Raw genomic sequence first — 15,300 nt, 5'->3', positions numbered from 1 at the left:
GGCCCGGTTTACAGTGATGGCGACGGATGTTCTCCGGTTGGCATCCAGACTGCTGTATGCTCGGCGACAAAGTCGGACAGCGGCTTCGGCCGTCTTCCCGTAACCCGTTTCACCGTATCCGTCACCTGATCCTCCACGCCACCCTGGCGAATCCCTTCATCCAGACTTGCGAGAAAGGCCGCATATTCTTTCGGGATGCCCGCTTTGGCAAATCCGCTGCTCAGTTCATCTACGCTGATTGGCTTGTGCCTGATGCGGATACCGGCTGCGCCCCCGATAATCCGGGCGGCATCCGCATAGCTGAGCGCTTCGGGACCTGTAATGACATGGGCCCGGTTATGCGGCTGCTCGTCAATCAGGGCACGGACGCCCACCTCGGCAATATCATCCGCATCGACAAAAGCCACCCGTCCATCCCCGGTTGCGGTAACCATGGTTCCATCGTTCCGAATCGTGGCGGCATGCTGTCCCTCGGTAAAATTTTGCATGAAATAGGAGGGCTGCAGCACTGTCCATTCCGGTGCCAATTGCCGCAAGGCCTCGTGCACTCTGCCAAATACAGGGCCTCCTTCGGGTACGGAGGCGCTGCTGAGCATCACGAATCTCTTTACCCCGGCTTGGATGGCTTTTTCCACAAAAGGAATCATGACCTCTTCCGGATGCATGACTGCGATAGGGCCAACTAAGTATATTTTATTCACGTTGTTATAAGCATTTTCGTAAGTTGTGGGGTCATTCCAATCGAAATGTACGTGCTCGGCTCCGTGTGCTCCCGGGCGGCGGCCAGCGGTCCGAACCGTGTATCCGAGCTGGTCCAGTCTGGCGGCAATGCGGCTGCCTGTCTTGCCTGTAGCGCCGAGCACCAATATTTTATCCTGCTTAGTGGTCATATTCGTGATCTCTCCTTTGTTTTAATTTACAAGCGGATTGCTTTCGCCGGCAGATTCGAGTACAACAAGCGGGTTCCAGTAATCCTTGTAGCGTATTATTTTACCGTTCTTCGTATGAATGACAGATATATAGGTCTGGTTGTAGGGCTTTTCAGAAGCGGTCATAGCCCCTTCACAGGTGAACTCGATTACGATCACGTTCGAATTTGCAGCCTCATGAATCTCTGGCCCACTGAACCGGTTGATCCGGATGAACTCGGGGAATTTCTCTACATATTCCCGGATGGTGTCCTTGCCTTCCAGCTTTTCCGGATAGCCGGGGGGAGCGAAAGGATATTCGAACACGGCCTGCTCGTCGAATAGCTCGGCAAAGCGGGCGGCGTCATGGTTCAGGATAGACTCGGTGAACTCGTGGAAAATTTTCTGTGCTTCAGTCATCTTATTACTCACCTCGGATATTTTTTGAGTGGAAGCTTCCTGACACCATCGTAACCATTCCAGACCAAATAGTCAATAAAAAAATAGACTGTTTGGTCTGGAATTTTTTTATGCAGCAGAAATAACCCTTGAACGCTCTGATTGCTCAAGGGCTGATTGTTGGAAATCGATTGGACTAAAGAGAGGCGTCTGAATGATTTTACTTGGATTTCTTAATCTTTGACGGCACCTGCGGCAATGTCGGAAATGAACTGGCGGCTGATGAACAGGAACAGAATAATCAGTGGCAGCACGGCCAGCAGAGTCCCGGAAATGACCATGGCATAATCCGTATTGTAAATTCCGTTCAGCTGGGAAAGGGCGATTTGCAGCGTGAACTTGCGCTCATCCGTCAGCACGATCAAGGGCCATAAATAATCATTCCAGGCCCCGATGAATGTGAAGGCGCCGAGAAAGGCGAAGGCCGGACGGAGAATGGGCAGGGCGACGTTCCAGTACAGCCGGAAGAAACCGCACCCGTCCATGCGCCCCGCGTCCAGCAGCTCGCTCGGAATAGATTCCTCTGCATACTGGCGAATCCAGAAGATGCCGAAAGCATTCACCATGCCGGGGATGATCAAGGCCTTGAATGTGCCGACCCAGCCGAAGGTGGCCATCATGACGAAAGAAGGGACCAGGGACAGCTGAGAGGGCACCATCATGGTGGCCAACAGGACAATAAATAAAGCTTTTTTTCCCGGGAAATCAAATTTGGCGAAGGCAAATCCGGCCAGGGAATCAAAAAACAGCACCAGCAGGGTTACCGATCCGGCTACAAACAGGGTGTTGAAAAAAGCCCCCGCAAAGTCAATCTGCTGCATAACCCGTGAAATGTTGTCCCAGAACTGACCCCCGAACCAAAGCTGTGGAGGGAAGTGGTAAATGTCCGAAGTGGTGCGTGTGGACATAACCATAAGCCAATAAAAAGGGAACATGGAAATGATCATACCGGCCAGCAGTCCGGCATATAACAGAACGGTCCTTGTTTTTGCCTGCATCATGCCGCAGGACCTCCTTTTTGTGTCATTTTTTCCCCTGCACAAGCTTCCAGTTCAGAATGGAGAACAGCGCGATGATCAGGAACATGCCCCAGCCGACCGCTGCTCCGTAACCGAAGTAGTTGTTGACGAATGATTCCCTGTATAAATACAGCACAATCGTCATGCCACTGGCTCCAGCCCCGCCGTCATTGCCCACCAGCACCTGCGGTTCGGTGAACAGCTGCATGCCGCCGATGGTCGATGTAATAACCGTGAACAAAATGACAGGGCGCAGCATGGGAATGGTAACGCGGAAGAAAGCTTGCACGCCGGTGGCTCCGTCGATTTTGGCCGCTTCATACAGCACATGCGGAATGCTCTGCAGGCCCGCCAGGTAAATGATCGCATTATAACCGGTCCATCTCCAGACGACCATGGAGGATATGGCAATCTGAATTCCCCAGGGGACATTCAGCCATTGAATCATCGGCAGCCCCAGCTGCTGCATGATGAAGTTGAGAAAACCGAAATTGTTGGCGAACAGGGCGCCGAAAATAATGGCTACGGCAACAATGGAGGTTACATTGGGCAGGAAGAAGCCGACACGCCACAAGGTTCGCAGTTTTACGAAAGGGGCATGCAGCAGGAACGCAATGACCAGGGCGAAGAAGAGCATGGGAATGGTGGAGTACACCCAGATCAGCAGCGTATTGCCGACAGCCTGCCAGAATTCATTATCAGTCACCATATAGCGGAAATTGCCCCACCCGTTATAGGTCATTGCCCCAATGCCATCCCACTTGTGGAACGCCAGATAGAGGGAGAAGGCGACAGGAAAGAGGCCGAAAACCGCAAACACGATATAAAAAGGCGAAATGGCGGCATACAAAGCCCGGTGCTTCCATATTTCTCTCAGCATGTTGATCACCCTTTTCACAAAGATTTCGCTCTTCTGGTCCTGGCGCCCCTATCGCTGCAGCTCCCGCTCAATGCGGTGCAGCGTCTCGGTCCATACCGTCTGCGGGTCGGCATTCTGTTTGGCGATATTAGCCAGCCGGCGGGTGACGATGCCGTGGATGACGGGATGGCGCTCGCCGAAGAAGACGGTTTTGACGTTGCGCGCCGATTCGGCGAACACGACACCGGTAGCCTGATTCCCGAAGAAGGGCTCAGGTTTAGCCATTGCCGGGTCCTCGAACACACCTGGTGTGGATGGAAAGAGAGCGATACTTTGATAGGCTCGCAGCTGATTTTCCGGATTTTGCAGCCAGGTCAGCACCTGGAAGGCTTCTTTGGGATGCTTGCTGGATTTGAGAATGGAGAGAAAGGAACCGCCCTGATTGCCGTCGGCTTCCGGAGCGCGCGCCACCCGCCATTTGCCCGCGGTGTCCGGGGCGGCTTCCATAAGCACCTGCTTCATCCAGACGGCGCCTACGAAGGAGGCAATCTTGCCGTTGTTCATGGCAGCATTCCATTCCGGCGTCCAGCCGTCTGCGTTGGCCAGCAGCTTGTGCTGGTGGAAGCTAACAGCCGTCTGCCAGCCGTGCTGAACCGCTTCCGATTGATCGCCGATAAAGGTGCCGTCAGGCTTGAAGTACAGCTCGGAGGCTTGCCCAAGCACCTGGTTGTAAACGTTTCCAATATTGTCAGTCAGAAATACTCCGCTTCCCAGCTTCTGCTGCAGCTGCTCGCCAGCGGCCATGTAATCGTCCCAGGTGCGGATGGAGGCGCTGACTTCTTCCGGCTCACCAGGTAATCCGGCCTGCTCGAACAGGTCCTTGCGGTAAAACAGGGCCGTCGGTCCGGTGTCCATCGGAAAAGCGATCATTTGGCCTTCAGGCGTGACGCCCTGCTGCCATTTCCATTCCAGATATTGATCCTTCAGGTCGGCTGCTCCCAGCTCATAGAGATCATAAAAGCGGTCCGCGCTTGTAAACAGCTCCGGCATCCAGTCGTTCAGCGCTACGATATCCGGTTCGCCCGTGCGGGCGGCAAGAGTGGTCTTTAGCTTGGCTTTGAAGTCTCCGCCAATCTTCTGCGCATTGATTTGGATGTTGGGGAACTGTTTTTCAGCCTCGGCAATCAGTTTATCATCGATGGAGCGGTTCCAATACCATAGTGTAAGCGTTATCTTTTTTTCGTTTGACGAGGAATCACCAGGTGAGTAAGACGGACTGCACGCGCTCAGCACACAGAGAATAAGAAACAGCAGAGCAAGAATTAAGATTAATTTCACACAACATACCCCCTTGAAGTCTGAAAATCACCATTTTCCGGTGTGTTTGTCCACGGTGCGGCGGCGAATGCGATGTATGCTGCTTATGTATTGCTATTGTATGAGCTTTGTACCGGATGATGTGCGTTATTTGTGCGTAAAAATTCAAATATGGAGTGCATAGCGGATAAAAGGGCTGTACTTTCAGACTTCCACGAAAGTTTAAGCTTTCGAGCTGATCATGCGTCTGCCTGAAATCTAACGGGTGTAGCAGCTGCTATTTTACGAAAATAAGACCTTTTCCAATTCTAACGGTCGTGATCGACGCTATTTGTCATAATCCATGCGAAAATGCTCCGCTCAAGTGAAATAAGCGACATGGCAACCGCTAGAATTTGAAATCAACGTTTTTGGATCCAATAGCGGCTGTGGCAACCATTAGAATAGTTTTGTCGTCTGAAACACGAGGGAAATGGATTACCTGAAACCTTCGCCATGTATGATCAGGATGGCAAGCTTGTACAAGAAGTCCAAACGACAGCGAATACGATGAAAAGCAAACCAATTGGCTATGACAGCGGCCAGTTGTTCTTGTTGACACCTGCTGGTGAGGGGAAGGCCCAAGTCTCTGCTGTAGATTTGAATTGACAGAGCCGCTTGTCTATGAAAATGCCCTTTAGCTCGCCCACTCACTGAAAGAGGGCCCAATCTAAAGGGCATTACTGTTCAAAGTTCAAAGCAAATCCGGGCTTACATCAGCTTCTTAATCTCATTCTTCAGGATTTCATATTTGGTTGTTAGAAGAATTAATTACTGGTTTTCAGGTTGCCGTTTTTCATAAAGCTCGTTCATGAAAACCCCGGCACTTAAAATTCCTGCTTTCGCTTCTTCAAGGAAGGAATGACAGCACAGCCAGTTATGAATCATGGCAGGCCAGGAGCTGAAGCGGATATCCACCCCTGCCAATGCCGCTTGTGTCACGAACGTTAAAGACTCGCTCAACATGATTTCAGCTTCGCCAACCATGACGTAGATAGGGGGCAGTCCTCTAAGATCGCCGTACATAGGCGAGGCGTATGGTACAGTCGGAGAGACCCCTTTTAAGTAATTATCAGCCAACTGTTTGATTGCTTCCTTGGTATTTACCGGATCTACAGCTTCTTTGGTGATATAGGTTTCCCCGCTTTGCGCCAAATCAATCCATGGAGAAATCATGACCCCGCCTGCCGGCAAAGGTGTCTTTGTATCCCGAATACTCATCAAAAGGGCTGCAGTAAGATTGCCGCCTGCCGAATCACCGGCAATAATAATATTTTTAGGAGAGTATCCTTGGTCCAATAACCAGTCATAAGCTTTCATCGCATCTTCAATGGGGGCGGGGAAAGGGTGTTCTGGCGCCAGACGATAATTTATGGATAATGTACGGGCTTTGGCAGCTCTCCCCAATTCGCTGGATTCCCCACGGTGTGTAGCTATACTTCCATACATAAACCCGCCGCCATGCAAATACAGCAGTACACGCTCTTCTCTGGACTCCGGAACGATCTGCCACTCGCCTTTCATTCCATGAATATCTACTTCCTCTGTAATCAAGTCACTTGCTACGGGAAGCAGGGCAAACATGGCTTCTATATGTTCTCGAACCTCTTCAACGGATGCAGAATAACTTGGCAGATTGTCCTTGAATAAGCGATGTGCTTTGTGTAATGATGCCTTCATGAATCCTTCCTCCTTTGATCGTTTGCTTCTTTTTTGAGACAAGTTTATTGTATTAAGGAAATCATCTGTTTTACATGGTGCAACCATTTCATTACTTTCATTTCACTAAGAAATACTAAGAATTATGTAGACATAGCTTTGAATTTAAAGGAGGAGCACGAAAATGGATTCAACAGATAAACAAATCCTGTTTTATCTTCAGGAACAGGCGAGAATATCGATGACGGAGCTGGGGAAATGTGTGGGGCTGTCCCAACCCGCTGTAACGGAGAGAGTCAGACGCATGGAGGAAAAAGGGATTATTATGGGTTATCGTACAGTCCTTTCTCCGGAGAAAGTAGGAAAAAGCGCAGCGGCTTATATGCTTTTCCGTACCAGCAATTGCCCTGCATTCCTTGATTTCGTCCGTTCATCTCCTTACGTCAAGGAATGTCACCGCATCAGCGGAGATCACAATTATTTATTAAAAATCGTAACTGACTCCATAAGCGCTATTGAAGATTTCGGTGTTCAATGTGACAAATATGGCACTTATACCACTCTGATCATCATGTCGTCACCTTTAGATCATGCCCCTCTCATTCATTCCCTGGAAGAAGCATGCGGCGTTGCCGGCAAGAACGAGTTGGCTGACCTCTGACCTCTGACCTCATAAGAAAAAGCCCCTGGTTCGTTCGCCCTTTGAAGGGGGTACGAGCTAAGGGGCTTTTCATTTGAAACAGGTTAGAAACCTACATCAGCTTTTTAATCTCATCCTTCAGAATTTCGGATTGGGTACCAAAGATGACCTGCACGGCTCCGCCGCCGAGCCTCATAATACCGGAAGCACCAAGATTCTTAAGCGCCTGGTCGTTTACGGCTTTGTCGTTCTTGACCACAAGGCGCAGGCGGGTAATGCAGGCGTCGATGCTTTCGATATTGTCCGCGCCTCCGATCTCGGCGAGCACCTGACTGGCCTTACTGCCTGAAGCGGACGCGGCTGCAACGGCAGGGGAATCCCCGCGGGCATCGGCATCGTAGACATCATCCTCGCGTCCCGGTGTTTTCAGGTTGAACTTAACGATGATGAACCGGAACAGGAAGTAGTAGACGACCGCAAAAGCGAGGCCGACCGGAATCATGAGCAGCGGATTGGTCGACAGCTTCATGTTCACCAGATAATCGATCAGGCCAGCCGAGAAAGCGAAGCCGAGCTTAACATTCAACAGGTACATAACCAGCCCCGCCACCCCGGTCAGGACGGCGTGCACCACATACAGCAGAGGTGCGGCAAACATGAACGAGAACTCAAGCGGCTCGGTAATACCCGTTAAGAATGAGGCCAATGCCGCGCCGATAAAGATGGAAGCGACCATCTTGCGTTTTTCAGGCCGGGCAGTATGAATAAAGGCAAGTGCTGCCGCCGGCAGAGCGAACATCATGATCGGGAAGAAGCCGGACATGAACATGCCTGCAGTAGGGTCGCCGGCGAAGAAGCGAGTCAGGTCGCCATGTACGACTTCCCCGGACGCATTGGTGTAATCTCCGATCTGGAACCAGGCGATGGAGTTGATGACATGATGCAGGCCGAGCGGAATGAGCAGGCGGTTGGCGATCATGAACACCATGGAGCCAACGCCGCCGAAACCAACAATCCAGGCACCGAAAGCGCCGATTGCATCCTGTACCGGGCTCCAGATCATGCCGATCAGGATGGCCAGGATCAGCATGGAGCCGGCGGTGACCATCGGCACAAAGCGTTTGCCGGAGAAGAAGCCAAGCCAGTCGGGCAGCTTGATATTGTGATATCTTTTATACATGTAGGCTGCAAGCAGCCCGGCAAAGATACCGCCCAAGACGCCCATATCCAGCTTGACGTCGTCCGGAATATAGCCGAATACGCCTGGAACCGCGCCCAGAATCCGTGTCAGTACCATATAAGCGATCAGGGCGGAAAGCGCGGCAACCGCATCCCCGGCCAACCCGATCGCCACACCGACGGCGAAGATGAGTGCGAGATTGCCAAAGATCGCACCCGCCCCCTCATTCAGGAACGGGGCTACATACTGATTGAGAAATCCCCCTACCACGGGTCCGAGCGGAATATCCTTTTCATAATTCAGCAGGCCGAAGCCTTGAAGAATCCCGGCTGCAGGCAGTGTAGCCACAGGCAGCATCAGGGATCTTCCCAGTTTTTGCAATGCTTTCAGCATATGTATCTTCCTTTCTGTTCCTTATTATTGGTCTATATTATTTGGCCAAGGTGATTTTCATGATGGAGCCCTGACCCGCTTCCTTGCTGCCGTAGACCGGCTGCATCTCCCACGGCTGTTCAGCCGCATTCGCAACGAGAACGGGAGTGATGACGGGATATCCGGCGGAAGCGATTTCATTCAAATCGAAGTCGATTAAGGTCTGGCCGACCGTCACCCGGTCCCCGGTCTGTACCCGGGGAGCAAAGCCCTGTCCCTTCAGGCTGACGGTATTGATGCCGACATGCAGCAAGAGCTGCAGCCCGGAGCTGTGCTCGATCATCACGGCATGGTGCGATTTGATCAGGTGCACCACGGTTCCGTCGATCGGTGCGACCAGTCTGCCTGCCGTCGGGATGACAGCGGCTCCCGGTCCCATCAGGCCCTGCGCGAATGCCTCGTCAGGCACCTCCGCAAGGCTGACGCAGGTTCCGGTAAGCGGGGAGGCGACAGATATGGCTTCAGATGCGTTAGAAGATTTGTTGTTTTTCCATTTCCAGATCATTGCGTGTTGTCCTTCCCGTTGTGTAATTTGGCGTGTGTCTGATAGAGACGATATAAATGCATGGCGAGAAAAGCGGTTTCTTCTTCAGGTACCTCCGTACCCAGATCCTCTGCCATGACTGCGCTAAGCTTCTTCGCCAGCTGATATTCGGACGGATACTCGTTGCGTACATACTCGGCGAAAGTCGGAGCCGTCATGGGCTGTTGGTACAGACGCTCCATGGAAAAGCGCAGGTGAATCATGAGCCTTGCCTGGCTAAGGCTGCCCTGGGCAAAGCGGATGCCTCCTTCCTCTTCAATGATGGACTGCAGCTTGCTGATCACATTCGACACCTTCACCAGCTGTCCGACAGGCACGTGGTTGACGGAGGAATACACATGATATGTCAGGAAACCCGCTTCATCCTCCGGAACTTCAACGCCAAAGGCTTCCCCGATCATGGCCGCGGCTTCCGAGGCAATCTCGAATTCCTTGGGAAAGCTGAGCTTCGTCTCCAGCAGGAAAGGGTTCAGAATTTCCATGCCATTGCGGAGCCTGTATAAGGTAAATTGAATGTGACTGGGCAGAGCAAGGTAGATTTTGTCATTCAGCTTGCCGGGAAACTGCTCGGCAATCAGGCGGATAATCCGGTCGGAGATGTCAATTACCTTGGGGTCAAGGTCCTTCATCAGCTCTTGTGCCTGGTTCCATTCTTCCCGGTCCTCCAGCCGGAATCTTTTCTCGATCCGCGGGTCATCGGCCTGAACGGTACTCTCCCCCTTGAATGCAAATCCCAGCCCTTTGCCGATCAGCACATATTCTTTGGTATTCTGCCGTGACCGGGCCAGAACAATGTTGCTGCCGACAACCCGTTCTACCTGCAGCAGCATTCCTTCACTCACGGTTCACCGCCTCCTTGCTTTTTAAATTGAATGCCTATGCTATTATGAACGGCAAAAAGAGCCAAGAAGCGAGTATATTCTCATGTTCGCTTCTTGGCTCATGCCCTCTGGGATGGTAACACGCCAATTAATATATAGTACGTTCTTCCTACATCATATAGAAGCCTATCTGACACCGTCAACCCCAATTTTGTTATTCCCTCATTCGTCGGTTAATATATGATTAATATCACACAGAAAAGAAAACCTGAACGGAGGCGGACATGGCTTTTTACGGACAGCAGATTTTACCGGCTGCTAAGAATATGAAGCAATTTGACTCGATATTGGAGAGCAGCTACAACTATGGCGTATTTCTCGATACGCATGTGGCGCAGCTGCGCAGTCTGTACCAGATGGCCCGCGGCAGGGAGAAGAATATGCTGCTGCATGCCGATCTGGTGCATGGACTGAAGAATGACGAATTTGCGGCACAGTATCTGTGCCAGGAGATTAAGCCGTTCGGCATCATTTCCACCCGCGCAGGCGTCATTGCCACAGCGAAGAAAAAGGGGATTTTAGCCATCCAGCGTCTGTTCCTGCTGGATACCATTGCCCTGGAGAAAAGCTATGCGCTGGTTGAGAAAACACAGCCGGATTTTATTGAGGTGCTGCCTGGTGTCATGCCGCACATGATTACTGAAGTCAATGAGCGGACAGGCATCCCCATTCTTGCCGGCGGGCTGATCCGCAGTGTCGAGGAAGTGGAATTGGCGCTTGCTGCCGGGGCAACGGCAGTGACCACTTCGAATAAGAACCTGTTTGACCATTATCGTCTGTGAAAAAAATCATGTTGACACCGCTTTCATGTTACGATATGATCAACTCAAGTTAATACACCGTGACGGAGACGAGGAGAGCCACACAGACATCCCATGCTGCAGCGTGGGGGGCGTTTTGTGACGGCTCTTCTCTTTTTTGTGCGGTTGAAAATTTGCATGAAGTTTACATGAAGTCAAGCAGGGAAAATAAAGGAGGTATATGAGTATGACGCCGATTTTTGCTGAATTTATTGGCACCATGATTCTGATCACTCTCGGCGCGGGAGTTTGCGCGGGGGTTACACTGAACAAATCGCTCGCGCAGAACTCCGGCTGGATCGTCATCGGCATGGGCTGGGGATTGGCGGTGGCGTTTGCGGTTTATGCGGTTGGGGGGATTAGCGGAGCGCATCTGAACCCGGCGGTTACGCTGGCGCTGGCATTCCAGGGGACATTCCCGTGGGCTGAGGTGCCTGGCTACATTATTGCCCAGGTGCTTGGGGCGATGGTAGGTGCAGCGCTGGTATATCTGCATTATCTGCCACATTGGAAGGCCACGGAGGACCCGGGTGCGAAGCTTGGCGTGTTTGCCACCGGACCGGCCATTGACCATCCGTTCGCGAATGTGCTCAGCGAGATGATCGGAACATTCATTTTTGTGCTCGCTCTGCAAGCCATGGGAGCCAATGCTTTTACTGAAGGGCTGAACCCGCTGATCGTCGGCTTTCTGGTCGTCAGCATCGGTTTGTCTCTGGGCGGAACGACAGGTTATGCTATCAACCCGGCCCGTGATTTCGGACCGCGTCTTGCCCACTTTCTGCTGCCGATTGCGGGCAAAGGAAGCTGCAACTGGAAATATGCGTGGGTTCCGATTGTCGGTCCGCTGCTGGGCGGTTCATTCGGAGGGCTCTTTTACAGTGCTGTGTTTAAAGGGGTTCTCACTCCCGCGTTCTGGGTGGTGCTTGCGCTGATCGTTGTTGTGCTCGCCATCGCTCTGCAGGCCGGACGCAAGCGCGGAGCCAGCACAGGCAAGCTGGCAGCTTAATTACAATTAATGATTAACTATATAGGAGGGCATACTCATGGAAAAATATATTTTGTCGCTGGATCAGGGAACAACCAGTTCACGGGCTATTCTTTTCAACCGTAACGGTGAAATTGTATATACGGCGCAGCAGGAATTTCCGCAATATTTTCCCCATCCGGGCTGGGTGGAGCAGAATGCCAATGAAATCTGGAGCTCCATTCTCGCGGTCATCGCGTCCTGCCTGTCCGAGTCGGGAGTCAAAGCTTCACAGATTGCCGGCATCGGCATCACCAATCAGCGTGAAACCGTTGTGGTATGGGACAAAGAAACAGGTCTGCCAGTGTATAATGTCATCGTATGGCAGTCCCGTCAGACCGCTGACATCTGCGAAGAGCTGAAAAAGCAGGATCTTAACGATGTATTCCGCCGTAAAACAGGGCTGCTGATCGACCCTTACTTCTCCGGCACGAAGGTGAAGTGGATTCTGGACCATGTGGAAGGCGCACGTGAGAAGGCCGAGCGCGGCGAGCTGCTTTTCGGAACGATTGATACGTGGCTCATCTGGAAGCTCTCCGGCGGCAAGGCGCACGTGACGGATTATACCAACGCCTCCAGAACGCTGATGTACAACATTCATGAACTGAAATGGGATGAAGAGCTGCTGGACATTCTGGGTGTACCGCAAAGCATGCTGCCACAGGTCCGTCCTTCTTCCGAAGTGTACGCTCATACGGTCGATTACCATTTCTTCGGCCAAAATGTGCCGATCGCGGGAGCAGCCGGGGACCAGCAGGCAGCTCTGTTCGGGCAGGCATGTTATGACAAAGGCATGGCCAAGAACACGTACGGCACAGGCTGCTTTATGCTGATGAACACCGGGGATCAGCCGGTCGAATCCGAGCACGGGCTGATTACCACCATCGCCTGGGGATTGGAAGAGGGCAAGGTGCAGTATGCGCTGGAGGGCAGTATTTTCGTGGCAGGCTCGGCCATTCAATGGCTGCGCGACGGACTGCGCATGTTCAAGGAAGCGAAGGACAGTGAAGCCTATGCTACTCGCGTGGAGTCGACCGACGGCGTGTACATGGTCCCTGCCTTTGTAGGGCTGGGCAGCCCGTACTGGGACAGCGATGTCCGCGGAGCCATGTTCGGATTGACACGCGGCACGACCAAGGAACATTTTATCCGGGCTACACTGGAGGCACTGGCCTATCAAACGCGGGATGTGCTGGCAGCCATGGAGAGTGATTCAGGGATCAAAATGAAGACGCTCAAGGTGGACGGCGGCGCGGTGCTGAACAACTTCCTGATGCAGTTCCAGAGCGATATCCTCGGTTCTGTCGTAGAGCGGCCTGCCGTTCATGAAACGACGGCGCTGGGTGCGGCTTCCCTGGCGGGCCTGGCCGTGGGTTTCTGGAAGGACATTGATGAGCTGCGCTCTCATATGAAGGTGGAGCGCTCCTTCGAACCGGCAATGGATGAGAATACCCGAGAAAGCCTGTATGACGGATGGAAAAAGGCGGTTCATGCCGCGATGGCCTTCAAATAATGGGCATTCAATTAAAACAGGAACGGTAATGCGGCGGATTTATCATTTATTTTTCCAAGGCAGTATGGTACGATAATCACAAGTTAATATCCTTGTCAGGAGATTGGGAGAGACCACGATGCACCCGGCATTACTGCTGCGGTGAAGTTCGTGGTCTCTTTTTTTTCGGACTATGACCTGCTTGCATGGCAGTTATCAACTAAAAAAACGGAGGGAATCGACATGACTACAGTGCAATTTGCAGGAAACGAGCGGGCCAAGCTGCTGCGGCGGATGGCAGGAGAGCATTTCGACGTGCTTGTGATCGGCGGCGGAATTACAGGAGCGGGGATTGCGCTCGACGCGGCTACACGGGGGATGAAGGTGGCGCTGGCGGAAATGCAGGATTTTGCAGCAGGAACATCCAGCCGATCCACGAAGCTTGTTCACGGCGGCTTGCGCTATTTGAAGCAGTTTGAAGTGGGAATGGTAGCTGAGGTCGGCAAAGAGCGGGCGATCGTATACGAGAACGGTCCGCATGTCACCACACCGGAACGCATGCTGCTGCCGATGCATAAAGGGGGAACATTCGGCAAGTTCACAACCTCCATCGGACTGCAGGTATACGACCGGCTGGCGGGTGTCAAGCACAGCGAGCGGCGGCGGATGCTTGATGCGCAGCAGACGCTTGCCAAAGAGCCGCTGCTGAAGCGCGAAGGCTTGAAGGGCGGCGGCTCCTACGTGGAATACCGGACGGATGATGCCCGGATGACGATCGAGGTTATGAAAAAAGCAGTCTCTTCCGGAGCGCTTGCTGTAAACTATGCCAAGGTCTCCAAGCTGCTCTATGAGAACGGCCGTGTGGCCGGGGCACATGTGACGGACCGCGTGTCGGGCGAAGGTTATGATGTCCGCGCAACGCTGGTCATCAACGCGGCTGGGCCATGGGTGGATTCGCTGCGCGAGATGGATGGGTCCAAGAAGGGCAAGACGCTGCAGCTGACCAAGGGTGTGCACCTGGTCTTCGACCAGCAGCGCTTCCCGCTGCGTCAGGCGATTTATTTCGATACACCGGATGGACGGATGGTGTTTGCGATTCCGCGGGACGGCAAAGCCTATGTCGGAACGACGGATACGGTATACAAGGCGGATACGGCCCATCCGCGCATGACTACGGCAGACCGCACTTATATTATCAATGCGATCAATTATATGTTCCCGGAAGTGAAAATTACTGCCGAGGATGTAGAGTCCAGTTGGGCGGGGGTGCGTCCGCTCATTTACGAAGAGGGCAAGGACCCGTCGGAAATTTCCCGCAAGGATGAAATCTGGGAGTCGGCTTCAGGGCTGGTCACCATTGCAGGGGGTAAGCTGACAGGCTATCGTAAAATGGCGGAAATGGTGGTAGACCGGGCAGCTGAGCTGCTGAAGGAACGCACAGGCACCTCCTATGGCGGTGCAGTGACCAGAGAGCTGACCATGTCCGGCGGTGACGTGGGCGGCTCCAAGGGCTTTGACAGCTTCGTGCGCTCGGCCGCTGATAAGGGCGCCTCTCAAGGTGTGCCGCGGCAGCTGGCGGAAGCCTGGGCCAAGCGTTATGGTTCCAATGCCGAGCGGCTGTTCACCATCGCCGCCCGTCCGAAGGAGGGGCAGACCGAGGAGTCGCTGCCGGACGAAATAAGAGTTCCGCTGCTGTACGCGTTGGAAGAGGAGATGGCGGTTACACCGGCTGATTTCTTCATCCGCCGCACCGGCGCTCTCTTCTTCAATATCGCCTGGGTGAAGCAGTGGAAGTCACAGGCGATTGCCCTCATGGCCGAACGGGCAGGCTGGAGCGCGGAGCAGCGTGAGCGGTACACGGAGGAGCTGGAAACAGAGCTGCATTATGCCGTGGTGCCTGAGGACGAGAAGAGTGCAGTGACGGTTGGTTGAATATGTATCTTGAAAGGGGGGACCGTAATATTGCGGTCTCCCAGTTTTGTAGGGAAACCCACTTGAAGCGGGGATTCACGGATAAAGAGGAAATAGTTAGGATAACAGAGAGATT

At 52.9% G+C, this 15,300-nt stretch carries 15 protein-coding genes; 6 read left to right on the top strand and 9 right to left on the bottom strand.

Annotated features, from left to right (window positions below; genetic code table 11):
* Window positions 1-8 precede the first annotated feature (8 nt).
* The 5 genes from ACE5KN_RS08380 to ACE5KN_RS08360 all read right to left on the bottom strand — a co-directional run bounded on the left by ACE5KN_RS08380 (window position 9) and on the right by ACE5KN_RS08360 (window position 4,583).
* On the bottom strand, window positions 9-890 hold the full coding sequence (locus ACE5KN_RS08380; RefSeq protein WP_375525751.1) for an NmrA family NAD(P)-binding protein: 882 nt from the start codon (window positions 888-890) through the stop codon (window positions 9-11).
* A gap of 21 nt (window positions 891-911) precedes the next feature.
* The gene (locus ACE5KN_RS08375) at window positions 912-1,328 is read right to left on the bottom strand and encodes a nuclear transport factor 2 family protein (protein WP_375525752.1); all 417 of its coding nucleotides are present in this window, start codon (window positions 1,326-1,328) and stop codon (window positions 912-914) included.
* A gap of 212 nt (window positions 1,329-1,540) precedes the next feature.
* Entirely contained in the window at window positions 1,541-2,368 is an 828-nt protein-coding gene (locus ACE5KN_RS08370) for a carbohydrate ABC transporter permease (RefSeq protein WP_375525753.1), read from the bottom strand.
* A gap of 22 nt (window positions 2,369-2,390) precedes the next feature.
* Complete coding sequence (locus ACE5KN_RS08365) at window positions 2,391-3,266, bottom strand: carbohydrate ABC transporter permease (RefSeq protein ID WP_375525754.1); 876 nt, start codon at window positions 3,264-3,266, stop codon at window positions 2,391-2,393.
* A gap of 48 nt (window positions 3,267-3,314) precedes the next feature.
* A complete protein-coding gene (locus ACE5KN_RS08360) occupies window positions 3,315-4,583 on the bottom strand; it encodes an ABC transporter substrate-binding protein (protein WP_375525755.1) in 1,269 nt (422 codons plus the stop codon).
* Window positions 4,584-5,057: 474 nt separating this feature from the next.
* Here ACE5KN_RS08360 and ACE5KN_RS08355 point away from each other — a divergent pair, with 474 nt between their 5' ends.
* The gene (locus ACE5KN_RS08355) at window positions 5,058-5,210 is read left to right on the top strand and encodes a hypothetical protein (protein WP_375525756.1); all 153 of its coding nucleotides are present in this window, start codon (window positions 5,058-5,060) and stop codon (window positions 5,208-5,210) included.
* A gap of 162 nt (window positions 5,211-5,372) precedes the next feature.
* On the opposite strand, the gene ACE5KN_RS08350 is transcribed toward ACE5KN_RS08355, so the two are convergent.
* Window positions 5,373-6,281, bottom strand: coding sequence for an alpha/beta hydrolase (locus tag ACE5KN_RS08350; RefSeq protein WP_375525757.1), 909 nt, complete (start codon window positions 6,279-6,281; stop codon window positions 5,373-5,375).
* A gap of 163 nt (window positions 6,282-6,444) precedes the next feature.
* Here ACE5KN_RS08350 and ACE5KN_RS08345 point away from each other — a divergent pair, with 163 nt between their 5' ends.
* Window positions 6,445-6,921, top strand: coding sequence for an Lrp/AsnC family transcriptional regulator (locus ACE5KN_RS08345; protein WP_375525758.1), 477 nt, complete (start codon window positions 6,445-6,447; stop codon window positions 6,919-6,921).
* Between the two features lie 91 nt (window positions 6,922-7,012).
* On the opposite strand, the gene ACE5KN_RS08340 is transcribed toward ACE5KN_RS08345, so the two are convergent.
* From ACE5KN_RS08340 to ACE5KN_RS08330, 3 genes are read right to left on the bottom strand one after another with little or no spacing between them, the layout of a single operon-like run.
* Window positions 7,013-8,473, bottom strand: a complete 1,461-nt coding sequence (locus ACE5KN_RS08340) for a PTS transporter subunit EIIC (RefSeq protein ID WP_375525759.1) — start codon at window positions 8,471-8,473, stop codon at window positions 7,013-7,015.
* 37 nt (window positions 8,474-8,510) lie between these two features.
* Window positions 8,511-9,017, bottom strand: a complete 507-nt coding sequence (locus ACE5KN_RS08335; RefSeq protein ID WP_375525760.1) for a PTS sugar transporter subunit IIA — start codon at window positions 9,015-9,017, stop codon at window positions 8,511-8,513.
* Window positions 9,014-9,898 carry a PRD domain-containing protein gene (locus ACE5KN_RS08330; protein WP_375525761.1) on the bottom strand — a complete coding sequence of 295 codons (885 nt, stop codon included), beginning with the start codon at window positions 9,896-9,898 and terminating at the stop codon, window positions 9,014-9,016. Before ACE5KN_RS08330 ends, ACE5KN_RS08335 begins: the two co-directional genes overlap by 4 nt.
* A 263-nt stretch (window positions 9,899-10,161) precedes the next feature.
* On the opposite strand from ACE5KN_RS08330, the gene ACE5KN_RS08325 reads away from it, so the two are divergent.
* The 4 genes from ACE5KN_RS08325 to ACE5KN_RS08310 all read left to right on the top strand — a co-directional run bounded on the left by ACE5KN_RS08325 (window position 10,162) and on the right by ACE5KN_RS08310 (window position 15,185).
* Entirely contained in the window at window positions 10,162-10,719 is a 558-nt protein-coding gene (locus ACE5KN_RS08325) for a glycerol-3-phosphate responsive antiterminator (protein WP_375525762.1), read from the top strand.
* A 205-nt stretch (window positions 10,720-10,924) separates the two neighbouring features.
* Window positions 10,925-11,743: an MIP/aquaporin family protein gene (locus ACE5KN_RS08320; protein WP_375525763.1), complete on the top strand. Its 819-nt coding sequence runs from the start codon at window positions 10,925-10,927 to the stop codon at window positions 11,741-11,743.
* A 37-nt stretch (window positions 11,744-11,780) separates the two neighbouring features.
* Window positions 11,781-13,274 carry a glycerol kinase GlpK gene (gene glpK, locus ACE5KN_RS08315; RefSeq protein WP_375525764.1) on the top strand — a complete coding sequence of 498 codons (1,494 nt, stop codon included), beginning with the start codon at window positions 11,781-11,783 and terminating at the stop codon, window positions 13,272-13,274.
* Between the two features lie 222 nt (window positions 13,275-13,496).
* Window positions 13,497-15,185: a glycerol-3-phosphate dehydrogenase/oxidase gene (locus tag ACE5KN_RS08310; RefSeq protein ID WP_375525765.1), complete on the top strand. Its 1,689-nt coding sequence runs from the start codon at window positions 13,497-13,499 to the stop codon at window positions 15,183-15,185.
* Window positions 15,186-15,300 lie beyond the last annotated feature (115 nt).

The sequence above is a fragment of the Paenibacillus terreus genome (genome assembly GCF_042138595.1).
In the GTDB taxonomy this organism is placed as follows: Bacteria; Bacillota; Bacilli; order Paenibacillales; family Paenibacillaceae; genus Paenibacillus; species Paenibacillus terreus.
This window is presented reverse-complemented; position numbering and strand designations above follow the sequence as displayed.